This window comes from Paludisphaera borealis (assembly GCF_001956985.1).
In the GTDB taxonomy this organism is placed as follows: Bacteria; Planctomycetota; Planctomycetia; order Isosphaerales; family Isosphaeraceae; genus Paludisphaera; species Paludisphaera borealis.
The window spans coordinates 6,963,753-6,986,263 of record NZ_CP019082.1; the positions used below are offsets into that span (position 1 = coordinate 6,963,753).

At 67.7% G+C, this 22,511-nt stretch carries 15 protein-coding genes; 13 read left to right on the forward strand and 2 right to left on the reverse strand.

The genetic code is table 11. The features are described from left to right. Positions 1-38: 38 nt before the first annotated feature. The 4 genes from BSF38_RS26915 (at position 39) to BSF38_RS30985 (ending at position 3,565) form a co-directional block, all read left to right on the forward strand. Entirely contained in the window at positions 39-1,562 is a 1,524-nt protein-coding gene (locus BSF38_RS26915) for a glycine--tRNA ligase (protein WP_210405650.1), read from the forward strand. 64 nt (positions 1,563-1,626) lie between these two features. After that, a complete protein-coding gene (locus BSF38_RS26920; protein WP_076350126.1) occupies positions 1,627-2,532 on the forward strand; it encodes a sugar phosphate isomerase/epimerase family protein in 906 nt (301 codons plus the stop codon). Between the two features lie 2 nt (positions 2,533-2,534). Further along, entirely contained in the window at positions 2,535-3,074 is a 540-nt protein-coding gene (locus BSF38_RS26925; RefSeq protein ID WP_237170632.1) for a hypothetical protein, read from the forward strand. Between the two features lie 278 nt (positions 3,075-3,352). Beyond that, positions 3,353-3,565, forward strand: a complete 213-nt coding sequence (locus tag BSF38_RS30985; protein ID WP_145952348.1) for a hypothetical protein — start codon at positions 3,353-3,355, stop codon at positions 3,563-3,565. Positions 3,566-3,574: 9 nt separating this feature from the next. Here the strand turns inward: BSF38_RS30985 and BSF38_RS26930 are convergent, their stop codons facing one another. Together BSF38_RS26930 and BSF38_RS26935 are read right to left on the reverse strand one after the other, a co-directional pair. Beyond that, entirely contained in the window at positions 3,575-5,425 is a 1,851-nt protein-coding gene (locus BSF38_RS26930) for an esterase/lipase family protein (protein ID WP_076350127.1), read from the reverse strand. A 157-nt stretch (positions 5,426-5,582) separates the two neighbouring features. Beyond that, the gene (locus BSF38_RS26935; protein ID WP_076350128.1) at positions 5,583-6,032 is read right to left on the reverse strand and encodes an EamA family transporter; all 450 of its coding nucleotides are present in this window, start codon (positions 6,030-6,032) and stop codon (positions 5,583-5,585) included. Positions 6,033-6,827: 795 nt separating this feature from the next. On the opposite strand from BSF38_RS26935, the gene BSF38_RS26940 reads away from it, so the two are divergent. The 9 genes from BSF38_RS26940 to BSF38_RS26980 all read left to right on the forward strand — a co-directional run bounded on the left by BSF38_RS26940 (position 6,828) and on the right by BSF38_RS26980 (position 22,482). Continuing rightward, the gene (locus BSF38_RS26940) at positions 6,828-8,480 is read left to right on the forward strand and encodes an SMP-30/gluconolactonase/LRE family protein (protein ID WP_076350129.1); all 1,653 of its coding nucleotides are present in this window, start codon (positions 6,828-6,830) and stop codon (positions 8,478-8,480) included. A 363-nt stretch (positions 8,481-8,843) separates the two neighbouring features. After that, entirely contained in the window at positions 8,844-11,456 is a 2,613-nt protein-coding gene (locus BSF38_RS26945) for a tetratricopeptide repeat protein (RefSeq protein WP_237170633.1), read from the forward strand. After that, a complete protein-coding gene (locus BSF38_RS26950; RefSeq protein ID WP_076350131.1) occupies positions 11,453-12,352 on the forward strand; it encodes a DUF4159 domain-containing protein in 900 nt (299 codons plus the stop codon). Before BSF38_RS26945 ends, BSF38_RS26950 begins: the two co-directional genes overlap by 4 nt. Before the next feature lie 43 nt (positions 12,353-12,395). Beyond that, the gene (locus BSF38_RS26955; RefSeq protein ID WP_076350132.1) at positions 12,396-13,406 is read left to right on the forward strand and encodes an AAA family ATPase; all 1,011 of its coding nucleotides are present in this window, start codon (positions 12,396-12,398) and stop codon (positions 13,404-13,406) included. Next, positions 13,406-14,395: a DUF58 domain-containing protein gene (locus BSF38_RS26960; RefSeq protein ID WP_076350133.1), complete on the forward strand. Its 990-nt coding sequence runs from the start codon at positions 13,406-13,408 to the stop codon at positions 14,393-14,395. The genes BSF38_RS26955 and BSF38_RS26960 overlap by 1 nt, the downstream gene beginning before the upstream one ends. Beyond that, positions 14,392-15,393: a BatA domain-containing protein gene (locus tag BSF38_RS26965; protein WP_076350134.1), complete on the forward strand. Its 1,002-nt coding sequence runs from the start codon at positions 14,392-14,394 to the stop codon at positions 15,391-15,393. Before BSF38_RS26960 ends, BSF38_RS26965 begins: the two co-directional genes overlap by 4 nt. Beyond that, complete coding sequence (locus BSF38_RS26970; protein WP_076350135.1) at positions 15,390-16,517, forward strand: hypothetical protein; 1,128 nt, start codon at positions 15,390-15,392, stop codon at positions 16,515-16,517. The genes BSF38_RS26965 and BSF38_RS26970 overlap by 4 nt, the downstream gene beginning before the upstream one ends. Next, positions 16,514-20,110 carry a DUF4175 family protein gene (locus BSF38_RS26975; protein ID WP_076350136.1) on the forward strand — a complete coding sequence of 1,199 codons (3,597 nt, stop codon included), beginning with the start codon at positions 16,514-16,516 and terminating at the stop codon, positions 20,108-20,110. The genes BSF38_RS26970 and BSF38_RS26975 overlap by 4 nt, the downstream gene beginning before the upstream one ends. Beyond that, complete coding sequence (locus tag BSF38_RS26980; protein WP_076350137.1) at positions 20,107-22,482, forward strand: glutamine amidotransferase; 2,376 nt, start codon at positions 20,107-20,109, stop codon at positions 22,480-22,482. The genes BSF38_RS26975 and BSF38_RS26980 overlap by 4 nt, the downstream gene beginning before the upstream one ends. Positions 22,483-22,511: the final 29 nt, after the last annotated feature.

The window sequence follows — 22,511 nt, forward strand, 5'->3', positions numbered from 1 at the left end:
AGCGAGTTAAGCTTTAAAAGCAGAAAGCAGGATCGACGATGGAAGTGGAAATGGACAAGCTGGTCTCGCTCTGCAAGCGGCGGGGCTTCGTGTTTCCTTCGAGCGAGGTCTATGGCGGAATCAACGGCTTCTGGGACTACGGCCCGCTGGGCGTCGAGCTGAAGCGGAACATCAAGGAAGCCTGGTGGCGCGACAACGTCCAGATGCGCGACGACATGGTCGGCCTGGACTGCTCGATCATCATGAATCCGAAGGTCTGGGAAGCGTCGGGCCACGTCGGCGGGTTCAGCGACCCGATGGTCGACTGCCGGGCCTCCAAAGAACGCTACCGGGCCGACCAGCTCTACGTCTTCGTCTACATCTTCCCGGCCGTCAACCATAAGGGGGAGCCGACCGAAGCCTGGCTCGCGGGCCTGGGAGCTTCGCCCGAGGACGCGGCCGAGGCGCCGGAGAAACGGGCCGCCAAGCTCGCCAAGAAATTCGGCAAGCCCACCGCCCCGCCGACGGTCATCCCCTACATGCAGATTGACGTCGCCGACCGCGAGAAGGTCATCGGCCCGTCGACCGAAGACCGCGGCACGCTCACCGAGCCGCGCTCGTTCAACCTGATGTTCAAGACGTTCGTCGGCGCCCTCGAACACGAGTCGAACGTCGCCTACCTCCGCCCCGAGACGGCGCAGGGCATCTTCGCCAACTTCAAGAACGTGGTCGACACTGCGCGGGTCAAGCTCCCCTTCGGCATCGCCCAGATCGGCAAGAGCTTCCGCAACGAGATCAACCCGCGCAACTTCACGTTCCGCTCGCGTGAATTCGAGCAGATGGAGATCGAATTCTTCTGCCGTCCCGAAGAGGCGCCGGAATGGTACGCCTACTGGCGGAAGGCTCGGTTCGAGTGGTACACGAGCCTCGGCCTGAAGTCGGAGAAGCTGCGGCTTCGCGACCACGACGCCGAGGAGCTGGCGTTCTACTCGACGGCCACCGCCGACATTGAATACGCGTTCCCGTTCGGCGTCAGCGAGCTGGAAGGCGTCGCGCATCGCGGCGACTACGACCTCACCCAGCACATGAAGTTCAGCGGCAAGGACCTCAGCTACTTCGACGAAGAGCGCAAAGAGCGGTTCACCCCGCACGTCGTCGAGCCGTCGGCGGGCGCCGACCGGGCGACCCTGGCCTTCCTCTGCGAGGCCTACACCGAGGACGAGGTCGGCGGCGAGAGTCGCACGGTGCTCAAATTCCACCCTCGGATCGCGCCGGTGAAGGCGGCCGTCTTCCCGCTGGTGAAGCGCGACGGCATGCCCGAAAAGGCCGAGGCGATCTACCGCGAGCTGAAGAAGCACAACAACGTCTATTACGACGAGAAGGGGGCCATCGGCCGCCGCTATCGCCGTCAGGACGAGGCGGGGACGCCGTTCTGCATCACGGTCGACAGCCAGACCACGACCGACGACACCGTGACGTTCCGCGACCGCGACAGTTGCCGCCAGTGGCGCGTGCCGGCGGCCGGCGCGGCCCAGGCCCTCCGCGACCTGCTCGAAGGCCGGTCGATCCCCGAAGGGGCTTGACCGCCGGAGCGGTCGTCGGATGATTCTTCAGGTTGCAACGTCAAGCGAGACGGACGGGTTCCCCATGATTCCTTGCATCAGCCAGGCCACGACGATGAGCACCTCGCTGGAGGCCGACCTGACGGCCTACCCGAAGAGCGGCTGGACCACGATCGAGCTCTGGCTGACGAAGGTCGAGACGTATCTCCGCGACCACACCGTCGCCGACCTGCGCGCGCTGCTGGATGCGAGCGGACTGCGGGCGGCGGCGGCCTCGGCCCAGGGGGGGCTGCTGCTCTCGCGCGGGGCGGAGCGCGCGGCCCACTGGGAACACTTTCGGAGCCGGCTCGCCGTGCTCCGCGAGCTGGACGTCCCCACGCTGGTCGTCGCGGTCGATTTCAACCGTGAGCTGAAGGCCGAGGACTACCCGCTCGCCGCGGCCTCGCTGGCCGAGGCGGGCGAGCTGGCCGGCTCGTTCGGGGTCCGGCTGGCGGTCGAGTTCCAGAAAGGCGCCGCGTTCTGCTCCAGCCTCGACACCACGCTGGCCCTGATCGCGCAGTGCCGGTCGCCCCACGTCGGCGTTTGCCTCGACCTGTTCCACTACTACACGGGGCCGAGCAAGTTCGAGGACTTCGCCTACCTCGACCGCAACAACCTCGCCTGGGTCCAGATCTGCGACCTGAGCGGCACGCCTCGCGAGTTGGCCGGCGACGGCGACCGGATCTTTCCGGGCGAGGGCGACTTTCAGATCGAACCGATCCTCGACCACTTGGGCGCGATCGGCTACGACGGCCCGGTGTCGCTCGAAGTACTCAACCCGCACCTGTGGCGGATTCCCGTCGACCGCGTCGCCGACATGGGTTATCAGGCGGTCCGTCGCACTCTGGGACGCTGGAACCGCGCCGAGCCGGAGGGTTCGACCGAGGCCGCCTCGTCTCGACCCGACGCCGAAGCCGAGGCCCAGTCCGGCGGAATTCGGGGAGGGCTCTGAGCGTGTCCAGCGTGGTGACCATGCGACCCGCCGCGACCCTCTTCCACGAAGAGCAATACTTCGATTGGCGGGTCTACACCCTGCTCGGCGCGGGCTTCCTCGCGGCCGGCCTGGGCCTGCTCTGGTGGACCTATCGCGCCGAGCCGGCCGCGCTCATGGCGCGCGCCTGGAACCTGGAGTTCGCCCTCGGGATCGGCGCCGGCCTGGGGCTTCCCTTGCTGCTGACCGTCTTCGTCCTGCACATGACCACCGAAGCCACCCCAGACGTGCTCACGGTCTGGTACGGCTGGGTTCCGATCTACCGTCGCTCGGTGACGATCGCCGACATCCGAACCTGCGAGGTCGTCGAATACCGGCCGATCGCCGACCACGGCGGCTGGGGCGTCCGCGCCGGCCGAGACGGCGAGCGCGTCCTCACCGCGCGCGGCGACCGAGGCGTCCGCCTCGTGCTCACCGACGGCGGCAGGCTCTTGATCGGCAGCCAGCGGGCCGACGAGCTGGCCGAAGTCCTCACCCGATCGCTCCGCACCGACATGGACTGACGCCATCCAGCCGCCTCCGCTTTCCCCCTCACATCGACGCCGTCGCCTCGCTCGACTCGGACCCGAATTCCGATCGGGAAAGCGCGTCCGCGCCAATTCATGATTGAAAATACTAAATCTACGGATCAAGACTGGTCCACACGTCCTATGGTAACCGTATAACAGAGAGAGCGGGCGCATCGACAAGGTCGGCGGCCCGACCGGAGATCACCTTTCTGTGGGGGGAAGGCCTTCGGACAAGCCGACGCGACGGGTTCTCATCTTGCGAGGAGATGACCATGTACCGAATGCTGTGCGGAGGAAGGGCCGCTCGTCGAGGCTTCCCCTTGACGCGTGAGGGACCGCCGAGCGTGGATCTGGAGGTCCTGGCCTTGTTCCCCGTCAACAGGCTGGTGCCGGACGACTCCCTGTTCGTCCGCGAGGCCAGCGACGAATCCTCTCCGACCGCGCGGCCGGCCGCCCTGGCCGAGCTGCGACAGGTCTGGATGTGAGGAGCGATTTCATCCCCCCGGGTCTTGGAATCGCTCAGGACCCGGGACAGGATGGCTTTCCCAGCGGCCGGCCTGGACTTCCGCCTGATGCTCGCCGAGGATGCGCTGAACCTCGGCGATGGCGTCGGGATGATAGTAGACGCCGTTGTGGAACGCTCGCACCCAGTGCTCGGAGGCGGCCTCGTCGAGATGGGCGCTGGAGAGCGGGACTACGAGGTCTCCACGCGCGTGCTCGGGCGAGCCGAGGCCGTGGCCGGCGATCGTGTGGAGCGTCGCGCGGGGGTTGATAGGCAGCCGCCGGACCGTCTCCAGGAACGGGCTCCACGCCATGAGCGTATCGATGCTGGTCGGCAGGTCGCGAAGCGTGGGCTGGACGGCGCCGGGGTTGTCGCGATCGACCTGGGCGATGAGCAGCTTCGTGTCGGGCGACCGCCGGACGAAGCGGGTGGCCACCGAACCGACGGCCCCCGTCGCCCACGACCCGCCGCCGTGAGGCGTCGCGAGGAAGATCACCCGTCGGACGTTGCTCACCGGCTCGAAGTAGAACAGCTCCGTGGCCAGTCGCCGCGCTTCGTCCGACATCACCAAGCTCACCATCGGACGGTTCGCCACCATGTTCCAGAGCGCGTCGCCGCTCGAAGAGACCTGAAGCCGGCACAGCAGCCCTCCCATGCTGTACCCCGCCAGCACCATGTTCCGCATCCCGGCGTCGCCCCCGCCGGGATCGAAGGTCGCCGAGACCTGGCGGATCTGCTCGCGCAAGATCGCGGCGGTGCGGAACCACGGCACGCCGGTCGGATAGCGATAAACCCAGATCTGAAAGTGGTCGACGAACCCCGGCGTCTTCTGGAGGGCGATCATCATATCATTGAAGATGAACGGGTCGGTGAGCAGCCCATGGACGAACAGCACCGGAATCTTGCCGGGCTGGTAGGGCTCCAGCATGACGACCTTGGCCTTGTCGATCAGGACGTCGGGAAAGGCGAAGCCCGCGAGCGCGAACGACCCCCGGCTCTCCTGAAGCTCGTAGGCTCGCGCGTTCGCGGCGTCGTAGTCGGCCGTGATCCGCCAGTTTCGAGCGGCGAAGCCCACCGTCCGCACCCGCAGCGGATCGTACAGTTCCAGCACGTCGACCGGCGGCCGCGTCCCGGGGATCCCCAGCCAGGCGTCGAGGTCGGGACGAAGCACCGCCGTGGCGTTGAAGCACCCCAGCCGGGGCAGGTAGCGATCGGCGTCCGACACGTTGGGGTTGGGCCGCTCGACGACCAGATCCGCGCCCAGTCCTGGATAATTGTTGCAAGCATGAGCATTCGTATTGCGACCCGGCCGAGTAGGCTCGCACAGACTTCCGAAATCGCCGGCCCGCCACACGAAGCCGCGATGCGCGATCGGCACCGTCGTCGCGCCCGACGGCGTATTCACCACCAACTGCGACGAAGGGTCGATCCGGCCGAACGCCTGGGCGGCGAGGAGGCAATCGCGGAGCCCGTCGTTGTACAGGTCGCGAAGCGCGATCAGCTCGGCGTCGTCGATGGGCGTCGTCGCGGTCGAAGCCGCCGTCAGCGCGGCCGAGGCGAAGACCGCTGCCGCGTAGTAGCGATCCACGCTCGCGTCGGAACCCTGCCGCTCAAGCCGGCGGCCTTCACGGCGCGCCTCGCGGGCCCGGGGGACGAGCGAGCTGCGCCTGTGGACCTCGACCCGTGACGTCGCGACGACCACCGGCGACAGTGACGGCGCCGGCGCGTGCTCGACCTGCCGGCAGCCCGCGAGCGCGAATGCCAGGAGCAGGCCCAGTCCGACGCCGACCCTCGGCCCGGATATGAAAAACCAAGGCGACTTCGCCTCAGCTGTGCGCGACAAGCGTAGCCTCGGTGTGAACTCAAGAGCGCGAGAATGTAGAGATTCAATAGAGACTCTTCGACCTGTCTATCGGCGCTGGTCGCCGCGAGATTCAGGCGATTTCGCTCGTCGGACTGCGGCGGCCCGACACAATCGCTTCAACCGACAAAGCCGCGTTTCACGAAAACAGACCTTTGAGGCTCTCCTGGACCGAGGAGAGCGTCAGCAAGACGCCGACCACGATCAGCCCCGCCCCCACGAGGGTCAGGGGACGAACGGGCTCCTTGAGGACCACGAAGCCGAGCGTCATGGCGATCACGAAGCTCAGCTTGTCGATCGGCGCGACCCCCGAGATCGGGCCGTTCTTGAGCGCCGCGAAGTAGAAGAGCCACGAGATCCCGGTGGCCAATCCCGATCCGACGAGCGCGGCCCAGTCTCGGCCGGTGAGCGACTTGACGTGGTGAACCTCGCCCGTGGCGGCGACCAGGGCCGACGCGAAAAAGACGATCACCACGGTCCGCACCAGGGTCGCCACGTTCGACGGAACGTGGCTGACCCCGATCTTGGCCAGCAGGGCCGTGAGCCCCGCGAAAAGCGCCGAGAACAAGGCGTAACCGATCCAATTCATGAGTTTCCCCCGATCCTTTTAAGCGGAACGATCCAACCTCTCGACGTTCCGATCTTACCGACCGGCCGCTCCCGGAAAAGCCTCGGGAACCCCGGACGGGCTCCTATCGCAGACACCGCCACAGCGCCCGCCGATTGGGTTCGTTTGCACCGAAAACCGGCCCCCATTCCCAGACGACCGCCTCCTCAACGACGCCGGCCGCCACTCGCCGATTGGGTTCGTTCGCGCCTGTTCCAGGGACTAAAATCGACCCGCAAACCTCTATTTCACAAAGCTTTAGACGCAACGCCGAGATTGGCTTCGATCGCGCCCAAAGCTCTTCGTTTCTCGCTCTCGACCTCGCCACTCCGACGGCTCTGCCGCCGAACCCTCGCCGGGCGGATTGGGTTCGTCCGCTCACTTTTCAGTCCGCCGTCCGCCTTGAAGCCGAGACCCGCCACCCGCCGAGATTGGCTTCGTCCGCTCACTTTTCCGACACGTCCGAGGCCGTCCCGATCTTCCTTTCTCCCCCCGGCCCGAAAGCGACGCGACGGCGAAACGCGCCACGCCATGCGTTTCGCACGTTCCGACCAACACTCCCAGTCAATGCTTTCGCTACAACCGATTTGTCAAAGAGCCCGATGCACTCCCTTCCATTTTGAGTGTGTATCACGCCGACCGTTTTCGAACAGAGATTCCGCCGATTTCCGCGAAGAATCTCAAAGCCTGCTGGCGATCCGCCGGGCGGCCGGGGATGATCGGTTTCCAACGTGCTCTCTCCGCCATCGAAAGCTCATCCAAGGAAACCATCAACTGATGCGAATCAACACCTGCCGAATCGTAACCAGGTTCGGAGCGATCCTCCTCGTCGCCCTGGGCACCTCGACGGCCCGGGCCGAGGAACCGGCCTCGACCGCGCCCAAGGGGGAGGTCCAGCACCACACGTTCGACCAGAGCAAGATCTTCCCGGGCACCACGCGCGACTACTGGATCTATATTCCCAAGCAGTACGACCCCGCCAAACCGGCCTGTCTGTACGTCGGCCAGGACGGAATCCAGTACAAGGCGCCCGAGGTGTTCGACGACCTGATCAACAAGGGGGAGGTCCCCGTCTTGATCGGCGTGTTCGTCATGCACGGCAGGGTCAAGGCGCCGTCGGACCAGGCGCTCGACCGCTTCAATCGCAGCTATGAATACGACGGACTCGGCGACGCCTACGTCCGGTTCATCAACGAGGAGATCCTGCCGGAAGTCGAGAAGAAGACGGCCGCCGACGGGCGCAAGCTGCGGATCTCGACCAAAGGGGACGACCGCTCGATCGGCGGATCGAGCAGCGGCGCGATCTGCGCGTTCACCGCCGCCTGGGAGCGGCCCGACTCGTTCCGCCGGGTCTTCAGCGCGATCGGCACCTACGTCGGCCTGCGCGGGGGGAACGTCTACCCGACGTTGATCCGCAAGTACGAGCCTAAGCCGTTGCGGGTCTTCCTGGAAGACGGCAGTTCCGACCTGAACATCTACGGCGGCGACTGGTGGATGGCCAACCAGGAGATGGAGCGGGCGCTCACGTTCGCCGGTTATGAGGTCGAACACAACTGGGGTAAGGGAGGCCATAGCGCCGAGCACGCCACCCAGATCTTCCCCGACGCCATGCGATGGCTGTGGAAAGGCTGGCCGAACGAAATCAAAGCGGGACCGGGCTCAGCGCAGCTTCAGGAGATCGTCGTTGCCGGCGAAGGCTGGACGGCCGCCGCCGAGGGCCTCATCAGCGCCGATCGGCTGACGGCGGACGCCTCGGGCGCCATCTATTTCGGACCCGGCCAGGCCGCAACCGAAATCCCCTCACCGTTTGAACCCGCCGCCGCGCCCACGATCCGCCGTCTCGAATCGAACGGCCGCGCGAGTAAGGTCGTCGAAAACGCGGCAGTGCTGGGTGCCGCGCTCGACGGCCGCATCACGAATCACAAGGGGCAGTATTTCGATGCAACGGGCGGCGCCTGGCTGATGACGAGTGCAGACGCTGATGTAGCTCCCCTCGAACCGGCCGTGTCGTCGATTGGCGGACTTGCCCTTTCGCCCGACCAATCGCTACTTTACGTCGCCGACGCCGACAGCAAGTGGGTGTACAGCTTCCAGGTTCAGGAGGACGGCGCACCCAAGTACGGCCAGAAGTATTACCACCTTCACGTCCCCGACGACGCCGACGATGCGGGCGCGGGGGCCATGTGCGTCGATCGCGACGGCCGGCTCTACGTGGCGACCCGGATGGGAATCCAGGTCTGCGACCAGGCCGGGCGCGTCAACGCGATCATCCCGACCCCAGGCGGCCCGGCGACTGGCCTGTGCTTCGGCGGTCCGGAGCGCAACGTCCTGTACGTCGCGTGCGGCGACGCCATCTACAAGCGGAAGCTCAAGACCCAGGGCGTCGACCCGACCGCAGCGCCGATCAAGCCCAAGACGCCGAGGCTGTGACGCGGTTTACTCATGGGTTGTGAACAACCATCAAGACAGGCTGTCGCGAGCATGCCTTCCCCCCTTGCGGGAGAAGGCGGCCGAAGGCCGGATGAGGGTTGGACGTCATAGGGCTTCGACAAAAAAGCCCAGGCGATCGAACACCCCTCATCCGCCCCTCCGGGGCACCTTCTCCCGCAAGGGGAGAAGGGATTTCGGCCTCGGCTTGTGCGCAACGCAACGGCAAACGGCGCGAGTCGGCGAATCTTCAAAATCGAGAGCCTCTCCGGCCGGTGGTTTTTTCGCTACAGCCGTTGCACGATGTTGGGCTACGATGGATCGTAAGACCATCCCGGCCTCATCGTCCTGGGAGAAGCGATCACCGTGCACTGTTCATCGATTCGCCAATCGGTCTCGCGGGTTAAGAGGTTCTCCGAAGTCGTCGCGGCGGCGATCGTCTGGTTCGCGGCGAGCGGCACGGCCCAAGCCGCGGATCTCGAAGAGGCGACGAACCTCTACCGGACCGGACAGTACGACGAGGCGGCGAAGCATGCGGCCGAGGCGGTCGGTCGGGGGGCTGCGACCGAGAGCTGGTACGCGCTCAAGATCCAGTCGGAGATGACGCGGGGGAAGTATTCGGAAGCCGGGGCGTCGCTCAACGAGGCGACGCGGCGGTTTCCCGCAAGCCTGACCTTGTTTCTGCTCGGCCGCGAAGTCCGCCGGTTCAGCCCTCAAACCGAGGGTGAAGAGGCCGCGAACAACCTGATCGAACGAATCGTCATCAACGCGCCGCAGCGCTACGGCACGCTGGAAGGGCAGCTCGCCCTCGGGCGGTTCTTCCTGCGGCGCGGGGCCGACCCCAAGAAGGTGCTCGACCGGTTCTACGACCCGTTGATGAAGAAGGAACCGGAGTTCGCCGACCCCTTCTTTGCAGCGGCCGAACTCGCCCTCGACAAGCAAGACTACGCCCTCGCCGCCGAGACCCTCCGCCAGGCGCCGAAGCACGCCGCCGAAGATCCTCGGTTCCACTATCTGAGAGCGCTGGCGTTCGCCCAGGACGATCGGGCCGCGTCGACCAAGACGCTCGCCGAGGCGCTGAAGATCAACCCCCGATACGTCGACGCCCTGCTGCTGAAGGCCGACGACCAGATCGACGCCGAGCAATACGCCGACGCCGCCAAGACGCTCGACCAGGCTCTCGAAGTCAATCCGCAAGAACCCCGCGCCTGGGCCTACCGGGCCGTGCTGGCCCATCTCCGCAACGACGCCGAGGGCGAAACCCGGGCGCGCAAATCGGCCCTCGCCCCGTGGGCCGGCAACCCCGAGGTCGACACGCTGATCGGCCGCAAGCTCTCCGAGAAATACCGGTTCGCCGAGGGGGCCGCCGCGCTGAAGCAGGCCGTCGCCCTCGATCCCAGCTATCTGCCGGCGAAGGTCCAGCTTTCCCAAACCTTGCTACGGCTCGGCGACGAAGCCGAAGGCTGGAAGCTCGTCGAGGAGATCGTCGCCAAAGACGCCTACAACGTGGTCGCCTTCAACCTGACGACCCTGCGCGACCGCCTGGCCCAGTTCCGCACGATCGAAGAAGACGGAATCGTCCTTCGCATGGACCCGCGCGAGGCCGAGCTTTACGGCGCCCGCGTGCTCGACCTGCTGAAGCGGGCGAAGACCGAGCTGTCCGCCAAGTACGGCGTCGCGCCGCCGAACCCGATCGTCGTCGAGATCTTCCCGCGCAAGCAGGAGTTCGCCGTCCGCACGTTCGGACTCCCCGGGGCCGACGGCTTGCTCGGCGTCTGCTTCGGCCGCGTCGTCACCGCGAACAGCTCGGCTTCGCAGGGCGAGCACCCGTCGAACGGGGAATCGGTGCTCTGGCACGAGCTTTGCCACGTCGTCACGCTCACCAAGACGCATAATAAAATGCCAAGGTGGCTGAGCGAGGGGATCTCGGTCTATGAGGAAGGACTCAAGGACCCGGCCTGGGGAAGCGCGATGACCCCGCGCCTCCGTTCGATGCTCGTGGGCGACGAATTGACGCCGCTGAGCCGGCTCAGCTCGGCGTTCCTCGCCCCCAAGACGGCCCAGCACGTCCAGTTCGCCTACTTCGAATCGGCGCTGGCCGTCGAGTTCCTCGTGCAAAAGGCCGGCCTGCCGGCGCTCAATGGGCTGCTCGACGACCTCGGCGCGGGGAAGAATCTCGACGACGTCCTGCCGACGCGGACCAAGATGACGCTAGAACAGCTAGACAAGGAGTTCGCGCAGTTCGCGCGAGGCAAGGCCGCGACCGCGGCACCCGAAGCGACCTGGGAGGAGATCGACCTGCCGGACGACGCGGACTCGGCCGCCGTGATCGCCTGGCTCGAAACCCGCCCCAAGAGCTTCCGAGGCTGGCAGCGGCTGGCGACGCGCCTGGTCGCCGAGCGGAAATGGCCGGAAGCCAAGGCTGCGTTGCTCAAGTTCCAGGCACTCTTCCCGGATTACGTCGGACCGGAGAACGCGTACATCATGCTCGCCGCCGTCCACAAGCATTCGGCCGACGCGGCGGCGGAGCACGCGGTTCTTGAGGAACTTGCGCAGCGCAACGGCGACGCGATCCCGGCCTATCAGCGGTTGATGGAGCTGGACGAGGCGGCCGGCGACTGGGCGGGCGTCGCCCGCAACGCGAACCGGTTCCTGGCCGTCAACCCGCTGGTCCCCGAGCCTTACCGCCGGCTCGCCCGGGCCGCCGAACACCTGGACCGCCGCGACGAGGCGATCACCGCCTACCGCGCCCTGGCGACCCTCGACGACACCGACCCGGCCGAGGTCCATTTCCGCCTGGCGAAGCTGCTTCATCAGGCTGGCAAGCGCGACGAGGCCCGCCGCGAGGTCCTCAAGTCGCTCGAAGAAGCGCCCCGGTTCCTCGAATCGCACCGGCTCTTGCTCGAACTGGTCGACGCCGACGCGGTGAAGCCGCCGCCCGGTCCCGCCTCGCCCCCAGACCCCAGGCCCAGCCGATGACCCGAAAACGCTTGCGACTCGCTGTTGTTTCGTGCGTCCTGGCCGTCGCCGGAGGCGTCGCCCTGGCGCAGCAGCGAGGCGGTCGCGGCTGGCGATGGGGAGGCGGCGGCTCGCCGCTCGACGGACTCCCCGCCGACCGCTCCGGCGTGCCGGACTGGAAGGTCGACGAGCGGTTCAAGAACGACGTCTTCACTTTCGTCCGCGTGCAGTACGACTCGGACTTCTCGAACTTCTACGGCGGGGGCGGGCGCGGAGGCCGCCGCGGCTGGGGCGGGGGTGGGACCTGGACGACCGATTGGCCGGACAGCGACTTGAATTTCTCGTACCGCTTGCAGCAGCTCACCTCGCTCAAGGTCAACCCCAAGCCGATCACCCTGCGGCTCACCGACGAGAAGCTGTTCGACTACCCGTTCCTCTATTTCATCGAGGTCGCCGGTCTCTCGTTCTCGGAGGAGGAGGCGGCCGCCTTGCGGCGCTACCTGCTCAACGGCGGCTTCATGATGGTCGACGACTTCTGGGGCGAGGCCGCGTATCAGAACTTCGCGGACCAGATGAAGCGCGTGTTCCCCGACCGCGAGCCAGTGGAGTTGCCGATCACGCACGAGATCTTCCAGTGCGTCTACCGGCTCAAGGAGAAGCCTCAGGTTCCGAGCATCCACTCCTGGTATCCGGGGTCGGACGTCACCTGGGAAGACCACGGGCCGGGCTCGCGCGAGGTGCACTACAAGGGCATCTCCGACGATAAAGGGCGGCTGATGGCGATCATCTGCCACAACACCGACCTCGGCGACGGCTGGGAGCGGGAAGGAGAGGACCCCAGCTACTTCAAGGAGTTCTCCGAGAAGAAGTCGTACCCCATGGGCATCAACATCGTGACCTACGCCATGACGCACTGACTGAACGTCGCGCGGGCGGATTCGGGGAAGGAAAGGGGCGATCGTGGCGGAAGTCGTCGACGACTACGAGAACGAGCGGCGGATCGTCGAGAAGGTCCATGAGAGCCGGGGCCGGATCGAGCGCGAGCTGGCCAAGGTGATCGTCGGCCAGAAGGAGGCGACGCACCAGCTCCTGACCAGCCTCTTCGCCGGCGGCCACTGCCTGATCACCGGCGCGCCCGGCCTGGCGAAGACGCTGTTGGTCCGCACCATCGCGCAGGTCTTCCACCTCGACTTCCGGCGCATCCAGTTCACCCCCGACCTGATGCCGGCCGACATCACCGGAACCGAGATCCTCGAAGAAACCGGCGACGGCCGCCGCCGCATGCAGTTCGTCAAGGGGCCGATCTTCGCCAACGTGATCCTCGCCGACGAGATCAACCGCACCCCTCCCAAAACCCAGGCCGCGCTGCTCGAAGCCATGCAAGAGCACCAGGTGACGGCCGCCGGAACCCGCTACCCCCTGGAAGAGCCGTTCTTCGTCCTGGCGACCCAGAACCCCATCGAGATGGAAGGAACGTACCCGCTCCCCGAAGCCCAGCTCGACCGGTTTCTGTTCAACGTCGTGGTCGACTACCTGGCCGAGAACGACGAGGTGGCCGTCGTCCAGCAAACGACGTCGCGACAGACCGAGAAGGTCGAGCCGCTGTTCTCGGGCCGCGACGTCCTGGAATTCCACGAGGTCGTCCGCAAGGTGCCGATCGCCGAGGACCTCGTCCGCTACGCCGTGCGACTCGCCGCCGCCAGCCGGCCCGGCCCCGATGCGCCGAGCTTCGTGACCGACTGGGTGAGCTGGGGCGCGGGCCTCCGCGCCGCGCAGTCGCTGGTGTTGGGAGCGAAGGCGCGGGCCCTGCTCGCGGGCCGGTTCCACGCGTCGGTCGAGGACGTTCGCGCGCTGGCGCATCCCACGATGCGGCACCGCGTCCTCCTCGGATACCGTGCCGAGGCCGACGGCGTGACCGTCGATTCGGTGATCGACCGCCTGCTCGAACACGTCAAGGAGCCGATCACCTGATGCCCCCACTCGGTCGATCGCGACACCCGGCGTCCCCGACCCGCGACCACGCGTCGCGGCCCGGCTCGCTCATCGACCCGCAGACCTTGTTCCGCATCAAGAGCCTGCAACTGCGCGCCCGAGCGGCCGTCGAGGGGTTCATCAAGGGGATCCACCGCAGCCCCTATCACGGCTTCTCGGTCGAGTTCAGCGAGTACCGTCAGTACACCCCCGGCGACGACCCGCGCTATCTCGACTGGCGACTCTTCGCGCGCTCCGACCGCTACTACGTGAAGCGGTTCGAGGACGAGACGAACCTCCGCTGCCACCTCGTGGTGGACGCCAGCCGGTCGATGAGCTACAGGTCCGGCGCGTACAGCAAGAGTGAGTACGCGCGGACGGCGGCGGCCACGATCGCCTATTTCCTCACGCTCCAGCGCGACGCCGTCGGCCTGGTCGCGTTCGAGGACCGGATCACCGACTACCTCCCTCCTCGCCACCGTCCCGGCCACCTCCGCCGCCTTATGGGGATGCTTGACCGCGAGCCCCAGGGCCGGGCGACCGACCTCGCCGGGCCGCTCGATCAGATCGCGGCGACCGTGAACAAACGCGGGCTCGTCATCCTGATCTCCGACCTCCTCGCCCCCGCCGACGCGCTCCGCACGCCGCTCGCCCGGCTCCACTCGCGAGGTCACGAGGTCATCGTCCTGCGGGTCCTCGACCCAGCCGAGGTCGGCTTCACGTTCGATACGCCGGCCATGTTCCAGGACGTCGAGACCGGGCGGGAACTCTACATCGATCCGGCCGCCGCACGCGCCGGCTACCTCGAACGGTTCGCGGCCCACGCCGCCGAGATCGAGCGGATCTGCACGGATCTGGGCTTCGTCTTCCAGCCGATCACCACCGACTCGCCGCTGGAGCTGGTGCTGTTCGACGTGCTCAAGGCCCGCATGCGACGCGCCGGGGGGCTCGCCCGCCGGGCCGGGCCGGGCCGGGGGGCCGCCCGATGAGCTTTTTGACCCCGCTCTATATCCTGGGCGCCCTGGCGATCGCGGCCCCGCTGATCTTCCACCTGATCCGCCGCACGACCAAGGGGGAGACGCCGTTCAGCTCGCTGATCTTCCTCGCCCCCTCGCCCCCCCGCCTGACGCGCCGGAGCCGCCTGGAGAACTGGCCGCTGCTGCTCTTGAGAGCCTCCGCGCTGGCCCTGCTGGCTGCGGCGTTCGCCCGGCCGTTCCTCCGCGAATCGGCCGCCCTGAACCTCGGCGAGGTGGAACGAACCCGGATCGCCCTGCTGATCGACACCAGCGCCAGCATGCGCCGGGGCGAGCTGTGGACGAAGGCCAAGGCGAAGGCGCTCGAAGCCATCGCGTCGTGCCGGCCCGACGATCAACTGGCGGTCTTCGCGTTCGACGCCGCCACGCACCCGTTGCTCGGCTTCGACGAGTCGGCGACTCTCGATCCGTCGCGGCGCCGCGCCGTGGCGACCGCCCATGTGGAAGCGCTGTCGCCGACCTGGAACGCGACCCACCTGGGCCAGGCGCTCATCGACGCCGTCGGCGCGCTCGAGAACGTCGGCGACAAGGCCCGCGAGTCTTCGAAGACCCCGCGCCGGATCGTCCTCGTCACCGACCTTCAGCAAGGGAGCCGCCTCGACGTCCTGGGCGACTTCGAGTGGCCCGCCGACGTCGAGCTTGACGTGAAATCGATCGCCGACGACGGCTCCAACGCCGGCCTCGAAGGGCTCGCGACGGCCGACGCGGACGCAGCGCCGGGCGACGACAAGGCCGACGCGCTCCGGGTCCGGGTCTCCAACGATCCGGCGTCGAAGCGCGAGTCGTTCACCTTGAACTGGGACGAGGCCGCCAAGGCCGCGCCGATCCCCGTCTACGTCCCCCCGGCGAAAGCCGGGTCGTCCGCGCGCCGCGACCTCCGGGCGGTTCGCGCGGGCGGTCGCTGCGGCTCGAAGGGGACACGCGCGACTTCGATAACACGCTCTATCTCGTGACGGCCCCCGACGAGACGGCCACGGTCCTCTTCGTCGGCGCCGACGCCCCCGACGATCCCAACGGCCTGCTTTATTACCTGGTCCGGGCGTTCGAGGCCTCGCCCCGCCGCACCGTGAAGGTCGAACCGCGCTCTCCGAACGACCCGCTCGTGATCGACGCCGACCGACCGGCGGCCCTGGTCGTCGTGTCAGCCGAAACCTCGCCCGCGAACGCCGCCGTTCTCTCGAAGTTCGCGAACGAGGGTGGGACCGTGCTGTTCGTCGCCGCGTCCCGGATGTCGGCGACCCTCGCACGCCTCAACGGTGCTCAGGTCAGGGTGATCGAGGGCGTCGCCGCATCGCCGGTGATCGATGTCCAGGACGCGGCGGTCCGGGGCGACGTGATGCTGGGCGAGATCGCCTTCGACCACCCGCTTTTCGCGCCGTTCGCCGGTCCCCAGTTCAACGACTTCACAAAGATCCGGTTCTGGAAGTATCGCAAGCTGCCGCTTAACGCGCTCGGAACCGCCCGGGTCATCGCGCGGTTCGAGAACCGCGACCCGGCGGTGATCGAGAAGACTCTCGGCAAGGGCCGGCTGATCGTGTTGACCAGCGGTTGGACTCCGGCCGACGGCCAGCTCGCGCGGTCGTCGAAATTCGTGCCCCTCATGTCGGCCTTGCTCGATGGGTCGAACGCGAAGCCGGAGGGCGCGACGAACGGCCTCGTGAACGAACCGTTGACGCTGCCCGAAGGGGCGACCGCCGTGCACAAGCCGGACGGGACGGTCGTCAAGCTTGCGCCGGGCACGACGGTTTTCGGCGAGACGGATGCGCCGGGGATTTATACGATCGACGTGAAGAAGGGGCCGCGTCCGGTCGCGGTGAACCTCGATCCGATGGAGAGCAAGACGGCGCCGCTGAACGTCGAGACGCTGGAGCAGTTCGGCTGTCGTTTGGTTCGGGCTTCGCGGGCCGCGGCCGATCGCGAGGCGGTCCGCCAGATGCAGAACGCCGAGCTGGAGGGCCGCCAGAAGCTCTGGCGGCCGGTGATCCTGCTGGCGATGGCGGTTCTGACCGTCGAAACCTGGTTGGCGGGGTGGCTCGGCCGCTCTCGCCCTGTTCAGGAAGGGGCGCCGGCGTCATGAACGTCGAACTGAAAACGGCCCTGACGCGAGTCGCGAGCCGAATCCGCCGCGCGCGGCTTTGGAGCGGCCTGGCCGCCTGCTGGCTGGTCTGGGCGATCCTCGCGGCGACGCTGGCCGCGCTCGGGCCTCATCCCCTCGGCCTCGCGGTGGAACTCGCCGCGCTGGCGATTCTATCGGGCCTCGTCTGCGTCGTCTTCGCGATCCGGTCGGCGCGCGACCCGCTCGACGTCGCGCGGCGGATCGAGTCGACCCACCCCGACCTGAAAGCCGGCCTGCTGACCGCCGTCGAGGGCGAACTCTGCAGGTCTCCCGCCGAACGTCGGGGTTTCCTTCAGCAAACGGTGATCGACAAGGCCATCGACCACGGCCGCACCCACGACTGGGGAAACGCCGTGGTCCCCAGAAAGCGCCTCGCCGGCGCGCGGGTGGCCCACGCGACGGCCTTGTGCGCGTTGATCGCCGCCTTCACGGCACTCGTCGTCCGGTCCCGCTCGGAAACGAGTCCCGACGCCCCGGCCGTCGCCCGGATCGCTCTCGCCGAGGTCCAGGTTCTGCCCGGCGACGCCGAGATCGAGCGCGGGACTTCGCTGCTGGTCGTCGCCCGGTTCAACGGCGCCGTCCCCCCCGAGGCGAAGCTGGTTGTCGACGACGCCCCCGCGCAGTCGGCCCCCCGCGCGATGACCCGGAGTCTCGACGATCCGACGTTCGCCGGCCGCGTCGAGTCGGTCGACGCCGATCTCTCGTACCACGTCGAGTTCGGCGCCGAGCGCACCTCGTCGTACCGCGTCCGCGTGTTCGAGAATCCCGAGCTGACGCGGACCGACGCGAAGCTCGTCTATCCGGGCTACACGTCGCTCGAACCGAAGCTCGCCGAGGACGTCCGCCACGTGACGGCCGTCGAGGGGACCGAGCTGACCTTGCTGTTCCGGCTCAACAAGGAAGTCGCCTCGGCGTCGCTCGTCGACGAGCAAGGCGTCGAGACCGCGCTCGCGACGACCGACGAGGCCGCCCCCGCCTACCGCGCGTCGTTCCGGCTCGCCGACACCCATCGTTACAAGGTCCAGCTCGTCGACCGCGAAGGGCGGCGGAACAAGCTCTCGGCCGAGATCGCCGTCAACGTCACGAGGAACCGGCCGCCGGCGATCGTCATGAACCTGCCCGGCCACGACGTCCGCGTGTCGCCCGTCGAGGAACTTCGCCTCAAGGCCCAGGTCGACGACGATTTCGGCGTGATCCGCCAGGGCGTGAACTTCAGCCTCGCCGGCCAGGAGCCCCAGGACGTCGTGATCGCGAACGCCGACCCCAAGCAGGCCAAAAAGACTTCGCTTGAGCACATGATCGCCTTTGAGTCGCTGAAAGCCGTCCCCGACCAGCTTGTGACCTACTTCGTCTGGGCCGAGGACGTGGGGCCCGACGGCGCGACCCGGCGCACCGACGGGGACATGTACTTCGCCGAGGTCCGCCACTTCGAGGAGATCTTCCGCCAGGGCGAGCAGCCGTCGAGCGCCTCGCAGGAGCAGCAAGGGGGCGGCAACGCGCAGCAGGCCGATCAGCTCGCCGAATTGCAGAAGCAAATCGTCAACGGCACCTGGAAGGTCGTCCGCCGCGAGACCGGCGCGAGGCCGACCGACAAGCTCGTCGACGACGCCAAGACCCTGGAGGACTCGCAAAAATCGGCCGTCGAGCAGGCGACGGCCCTCGGCGAGAAGTTGCAGGACGCGGACTCGAAGGCGAGCCTGGCGAAGGCCGTCGGCTCGATGAACGAGGCCGCCCGGCTGCTGGGCGAGGCCGCCGCCGCCAACGCGCCGACCACGCTCAAGCCGGCCCTCGCCGCCGAGCAGGCGGCCTACCAGGCGCTCCTCAAGCTCCGCGCCCGCGAGTTCGAGGTCGTCCGCAACAACGCGCGACAGCAGCAGCGCGGCGGTCAGGCCGGCGGGTCCCCCTCGCAGCGACAGCTCAACCAGCTCGAATTGACCAACGACGAGAATCGATTCGAGGAGCAGAGCCGCGCCAAGGAAGAACAGCTCTCGCAGAAGGAACAAGAACAGCGCGAGACCCGGCAGGTCGTCAGCCGGCTCCGCGAGCTGGCCCAGCGCCAGGCCGACCTCAACGATCGGCTCAAGGAGCTGCAATCGGCCCTCGAAGCCGCCAAGGACGAGCCCGCGAAGAAGGAGATCGAGCGGCAGCTCAAGCGGCTCCGCGAGCAACAGCAACAGATCCTCCGCGACTCCGACGAGCTGCAAGAGCGCATGGAGAACGAGCAGAATCGGGAGCGCATGGCCGATTCCCGCCAGCAGGTCGAACAGGGCCGCGAACACGTCCGCCAGGCCTCCGAGGCGCTCGAGGAAGGTCGGCTCTCGCAGGCCCTCACCGAAGGCTCGCGCGCCGGCCGGAAGCTCGACGAGGTCCGCGAAGACCTCCGCAAGCAGTCGTCGAACCAGTTCTCCGAGGAACTGACCGGGATGCGGCAGCAGGCGAAGCTGCTCGACGAAGCCCAGGACCGCGCCACCGAACAGCTCGACGCCTGGAAGAACCGCGCCGAACGAACGCTCCGCGATCCGGACGACCGCAAGGCGATCACGGAAGGTCTTGAACGCCAGCGGCAAGACCTCGACAAGCTCGTCGACCAGATGAAGCGGACCGTGCAGGAGGCGGAAGAGACCGAGCCGCTGCTGGCCAAGAACCTGTTCGACGCCGCCCGCAAGGCCGACGAACAGGCGATCCCCGACGCGATCAAGGAGACCGAGCGGCTCGCCGAGTTCGGCATCCCCGAGGAAGCCGTCAAATCGTCCCAGCGCGCCGGCCAGGGCATCGACCAGTTGCGCGAGGGTGTCGACCACGCCGCCCGCAGCGTCCTCGGCGACGAAACCGCCGCCCTCCGACGCGCCCAGGGCGAAGTGCAAGACCTCGCCAATCAGCTCAACCGCGAGATCGCCCAGGCCACAGGCGACGATCGCAACCCCGCGAACCGCCCACAGGGCGAACAAGAACAACAGGGACAACAAGGACAGCAGCAGGGCGAGCAAGGCGAACAAGAACAACAGGGTCAGCAAGGCCAGCAGGGACAACAAGGACAACAAGGACAAGGTCAGCAGGGGCAGCAAGGAGAACAGGGGCAAGGTCAGCAGCAGGGACAGCAAGGACAACAGGGCCAACAAGGCCAGCGGGGACGGCAAGGCGGAGGGCAGGGCGGGGGGCCGTCGGACGGCGATCGGCTCCTTGACGGTCTGGCGAGGGGTCCAGGGGGGCCGGGAGGGCCGATCCAGGGCGAGGGTTTCCGGCAGTGGTCGGACCGGATGCGCGAGGTGGAGGAGTTGCTTGACGACCCCGGCTTGCGGGCCGAGGCCGCCCGGATTCGCGACCGCGTGCGGGGGGCGCGCGAGGAATTCAAACGGCACGCGAAGGAGCCTGACTGGACGCAGTTGAAGAGTATGGTGGCCGATCCGATCCGCGAGCTGCACACCCGGATCGCCGAGGAAGTGCGCCGGCGTGAATCGCCCGATTCCCTGGTCCCGATCGACCGCGACCCCGTGCCGCCGCGATACGCCGAAGGGGTGCGGCGGTACTACGAACGACTCGGGAGCGGACGATGACGGAACGGACGCTGATCCTGGGAGCCCCCGAGTGGTGGACCGCGGCGGCCTCGTTGACAGCCCTCGCGTTCGGACTGATCGCCTGGAGCTACGCCCGAGGCCGCGCCAAGCCCGCCGTGCGGATCGCGTGCGCCGCGCTCAAGGCGCTGGCCGTCTCGGCTCTCGCGCTCATCCTGCTCGAACCGCTCCTGTCCGGCTCGAGGCCGCGTCGCGGAGCGAACGCCTTCGCGGTGGTCGCCGACGACAGCCAGAGCCTTCAGATCCGCGACGGCGGCGAGTCTCAGACCCGGGGCGACTGGGTCCGTGGCCGACTCGGCCCGGACGCCGCGTGGAAGACGCGGCTGGGGCAGGATTTCGACGTCCGCAACTACGTCTTCGATTCCCACCTCCGCGCCGTCGACGGCTTCGACGCTCTGGCCTTCGACGGCTCGGGCTCGTCGCTGGGGACCTCGCTCTCAGCGCTGACGAAGCGGTTTCGCGGCCTGCCGCTGGCGGGAGTCTTGCTGTTCACCGACGGCTGCCGCACCGACGTGGGCGACCTCGACTGGTCGTCGTTGCCGCCGATCTATCCCGTCGTCCCCCCGTCGCCCGGGGTCGCCCGCGACATCGGCGTCCGCGAGGTCTCGGTCAGCCAGACCAACTTCGAATCCGCGCCGGTCGTCCTCCGGGCCGAGGTCGCGGCCGTCGGTTTCGCGGGCCAGTCGATCGTCGCGACCGTCGTCGACGAGACCGGCGCGGAAATCCAGCGTCAGGAAGCGAAGTCCGAGAGCGACGCCAAGCCGCTGAGCTTCCGCTTTCAGTTCCGCCCCGTGCGCAAAGGCGTCAGCTTCTACACCGTCCGCGCGTTCCCGGCGTCAGAGGAAGCGAAGGTCAAGGACGGCGCGAAGCCGACGGCGGCGGTCGAATCGAGCGAACAGACGCTCGCCAACAACGGCCGGCTGGTCGTCGTCGATCAAGGGAGCGCCGCCTTTCGCGTGTTGTATGTGGGCGGAAGGCCGAACTGGGAGTTCAAGTTCCTCCGCCGGGCGCTTCACGACGACGAGCAGATCGACCTCGTCGGCCTGCTGCGGATCGCCCGCCGGCAGCCGAAATTCGACTTCCAGAGCGCGCGGAGCAAGCGGGACGCCAACCCGTTTTTCGACGGCTTCGACAACCCCGACGCCGAGACCGCCGAGGCCGCCGATCAGGCGGTGTTGGTGCGGCTCGGCACGCAAGACGAGGTCGAGCTGCGCGACGGCTTCCCGAAGACCGCCGACGAGCTTTACCGCTATCACGCGATCATCCTCGACGACCTCGAAGCCGGCTTCTTCACGCCCGACCAGCTCGCGCTGTTGAGGAACTTCGTGAGCTTCCGGGGCGGTGGGCTGCTGATGCTCGGCGGCCCCGACTCGTTCGCCGACGGCAAGTACGATCGCACGCCGGTCGGCGACCTCATGCCGGTCTACCTCACCGGCCGGGCCGAGGCCGAGGCGTCCGACGTCGGAGCGCATCGCCTGGCGCTCACCCGCGAAGGCTGGCTCCAGCCCTGGGTGCGGACCCGCAAGACCGAGGAAGAAGAGCGCAAACGCCTGGAAGGAATGCCGGCCTTCGAGACCCTCAGCCGCGTCGGCCGGATCAAGCCGGGCGCCGTCACGCTCGCCGAGGCCCGCGGCGCCGACGGCGAGCTCGCTCCCGCGCTCGTGGCGCAGACGTTCGGCAAGGGGCACGTCGCGGCCCTCCTGATCGGCGACCTCTGGCGGTGGGGGATGCGAAAAAAGGACTCCGAAGAGAGCGACCTCGAACGCTCGTGGCGACAGACCGCCCGCTGGCTGGTGAGCGACGTCCCCAGCCGGGTGGAAGTCTCGGCGCGTCCCAAGCCCGAGTCGTCGGCGCCGGCCGTCGAGCTTTCGGTCCGGGTGCGCGACCCCGAGTACCGGCCGCTGGACGACGCCAAGGTCGCGGTCAAGATCACCCTGCCCGGCGGCGACGCGCTGACGCTCGACGCCGCGGCCGACGGCCGCGAGCCGGGCCTGTATGCGACGACCTACGTTCCCAAACAACCGGGCGCGTACCGGGCCGTGGCGACCGCTACAGCCGTCGACGGTTCGACCGTCGGCGAGCGCGAGGCCGGTTGGGCCGCCCAGCCCGCCGCCGACGAATTCGCGCGGCTCGCGCCCGATCGCGCGTTCCTCCTAACGCTCGCCGCCAAGACCGGGGGCGAGGTCATCGAGGGTGCAAGTCTTGATTCGTTCGTCGCAGGCCTCCCCACGCGCGGGGCGCCGATCACCGAGCGGTGGACGTCGCCCTTGTGGGATCACCCGCTGTACTTCCTCTTCGCCGTCGTCTGCCTAACTGCCGAATGGGGCCTGCGCCGCGTCAACGGCCTCGCCTGACCACGTTCCACACGATTCCGGGGCTTGAC

What these genes read in the sequence shown, in the direction of transcription:
- BSF38_RS26940 (WP_076350129.1), top strand. Translation starts at nt 6,828, where the DNA reads ATGCGAATCAACACCTGCCGAATCGTAACCAGGTTCGGAGCGATCCTC.
- BSF38_RS26960 (WP_076350133.1), top strand. Translation starts at nt 13,406, where the DNA reads ATGCCCCCACTCGGTCGATCGCGACACCCGGCGTCCCCGACCCGCGAC.
- BSF38_RS26915 (WP_210405650.1), top strand. Translation starts at nt 39, where the DNA reads ATGGAAGTGGAAATGGACAAGCTGGTCTCGCTCTGCAAGCGGCGGGGC.
- BSF38_RS26965 (WP_076350134.1), top strand. Translation starts at nt 14,392, where the DNA reads ATGAGCTTTTTGACCCCGCTCTATATCCTGGGCGCCCTGGCGATCGCG.
- BSF38_RS26975 (WP_076350136.1), top strand. Translation starts at nt 16,514, where the DNA reads ATGAACGTCGAACTGAAAACGGCCCTGACGCGAGTCGCGAGCCGAATC.
- BSF38_RS26950 (WP_076350131.1), top strand. Translation starts at nt 11,453, where the DNA reads ATGACCCGAAAACGCTTGCGACTCGCTGTTGTTTCGTGCGTCCTGGCC.
- BSF38_RS26920 (WP_076350126.1), top strand. Translation starts at nt 1,627, where the DNA reads ATGATTCCTTGCATCAGCCAGGCCACGACGATGAGCACCTCGCTGGAG.
- BSF38_RS26980 (WP_076350137.1), top strand. Translation starts at nt 20,107, where the DNA reads ATGACGGAACGGACGCTGATCCTGGGAGCCCCCGAGTGGTGGACCGCG.
- BSF38_RS26935 (WP_076350128.1), bottom strand. Translation starts at nt 6,032, where the DNA reads ATGAATTGGATCGGTTACGCCTTGTTCTCGGCGCTTTTCGCGGGGCTC.
- BSF38_RS30985 (WP_145952348.1), top strand. Translation starts at nt 3,353, where the DNA reads ATGTACCGAATGCTGTGCGGAGGAAGGGCCGCTCGTCGAGGCTTCCCC.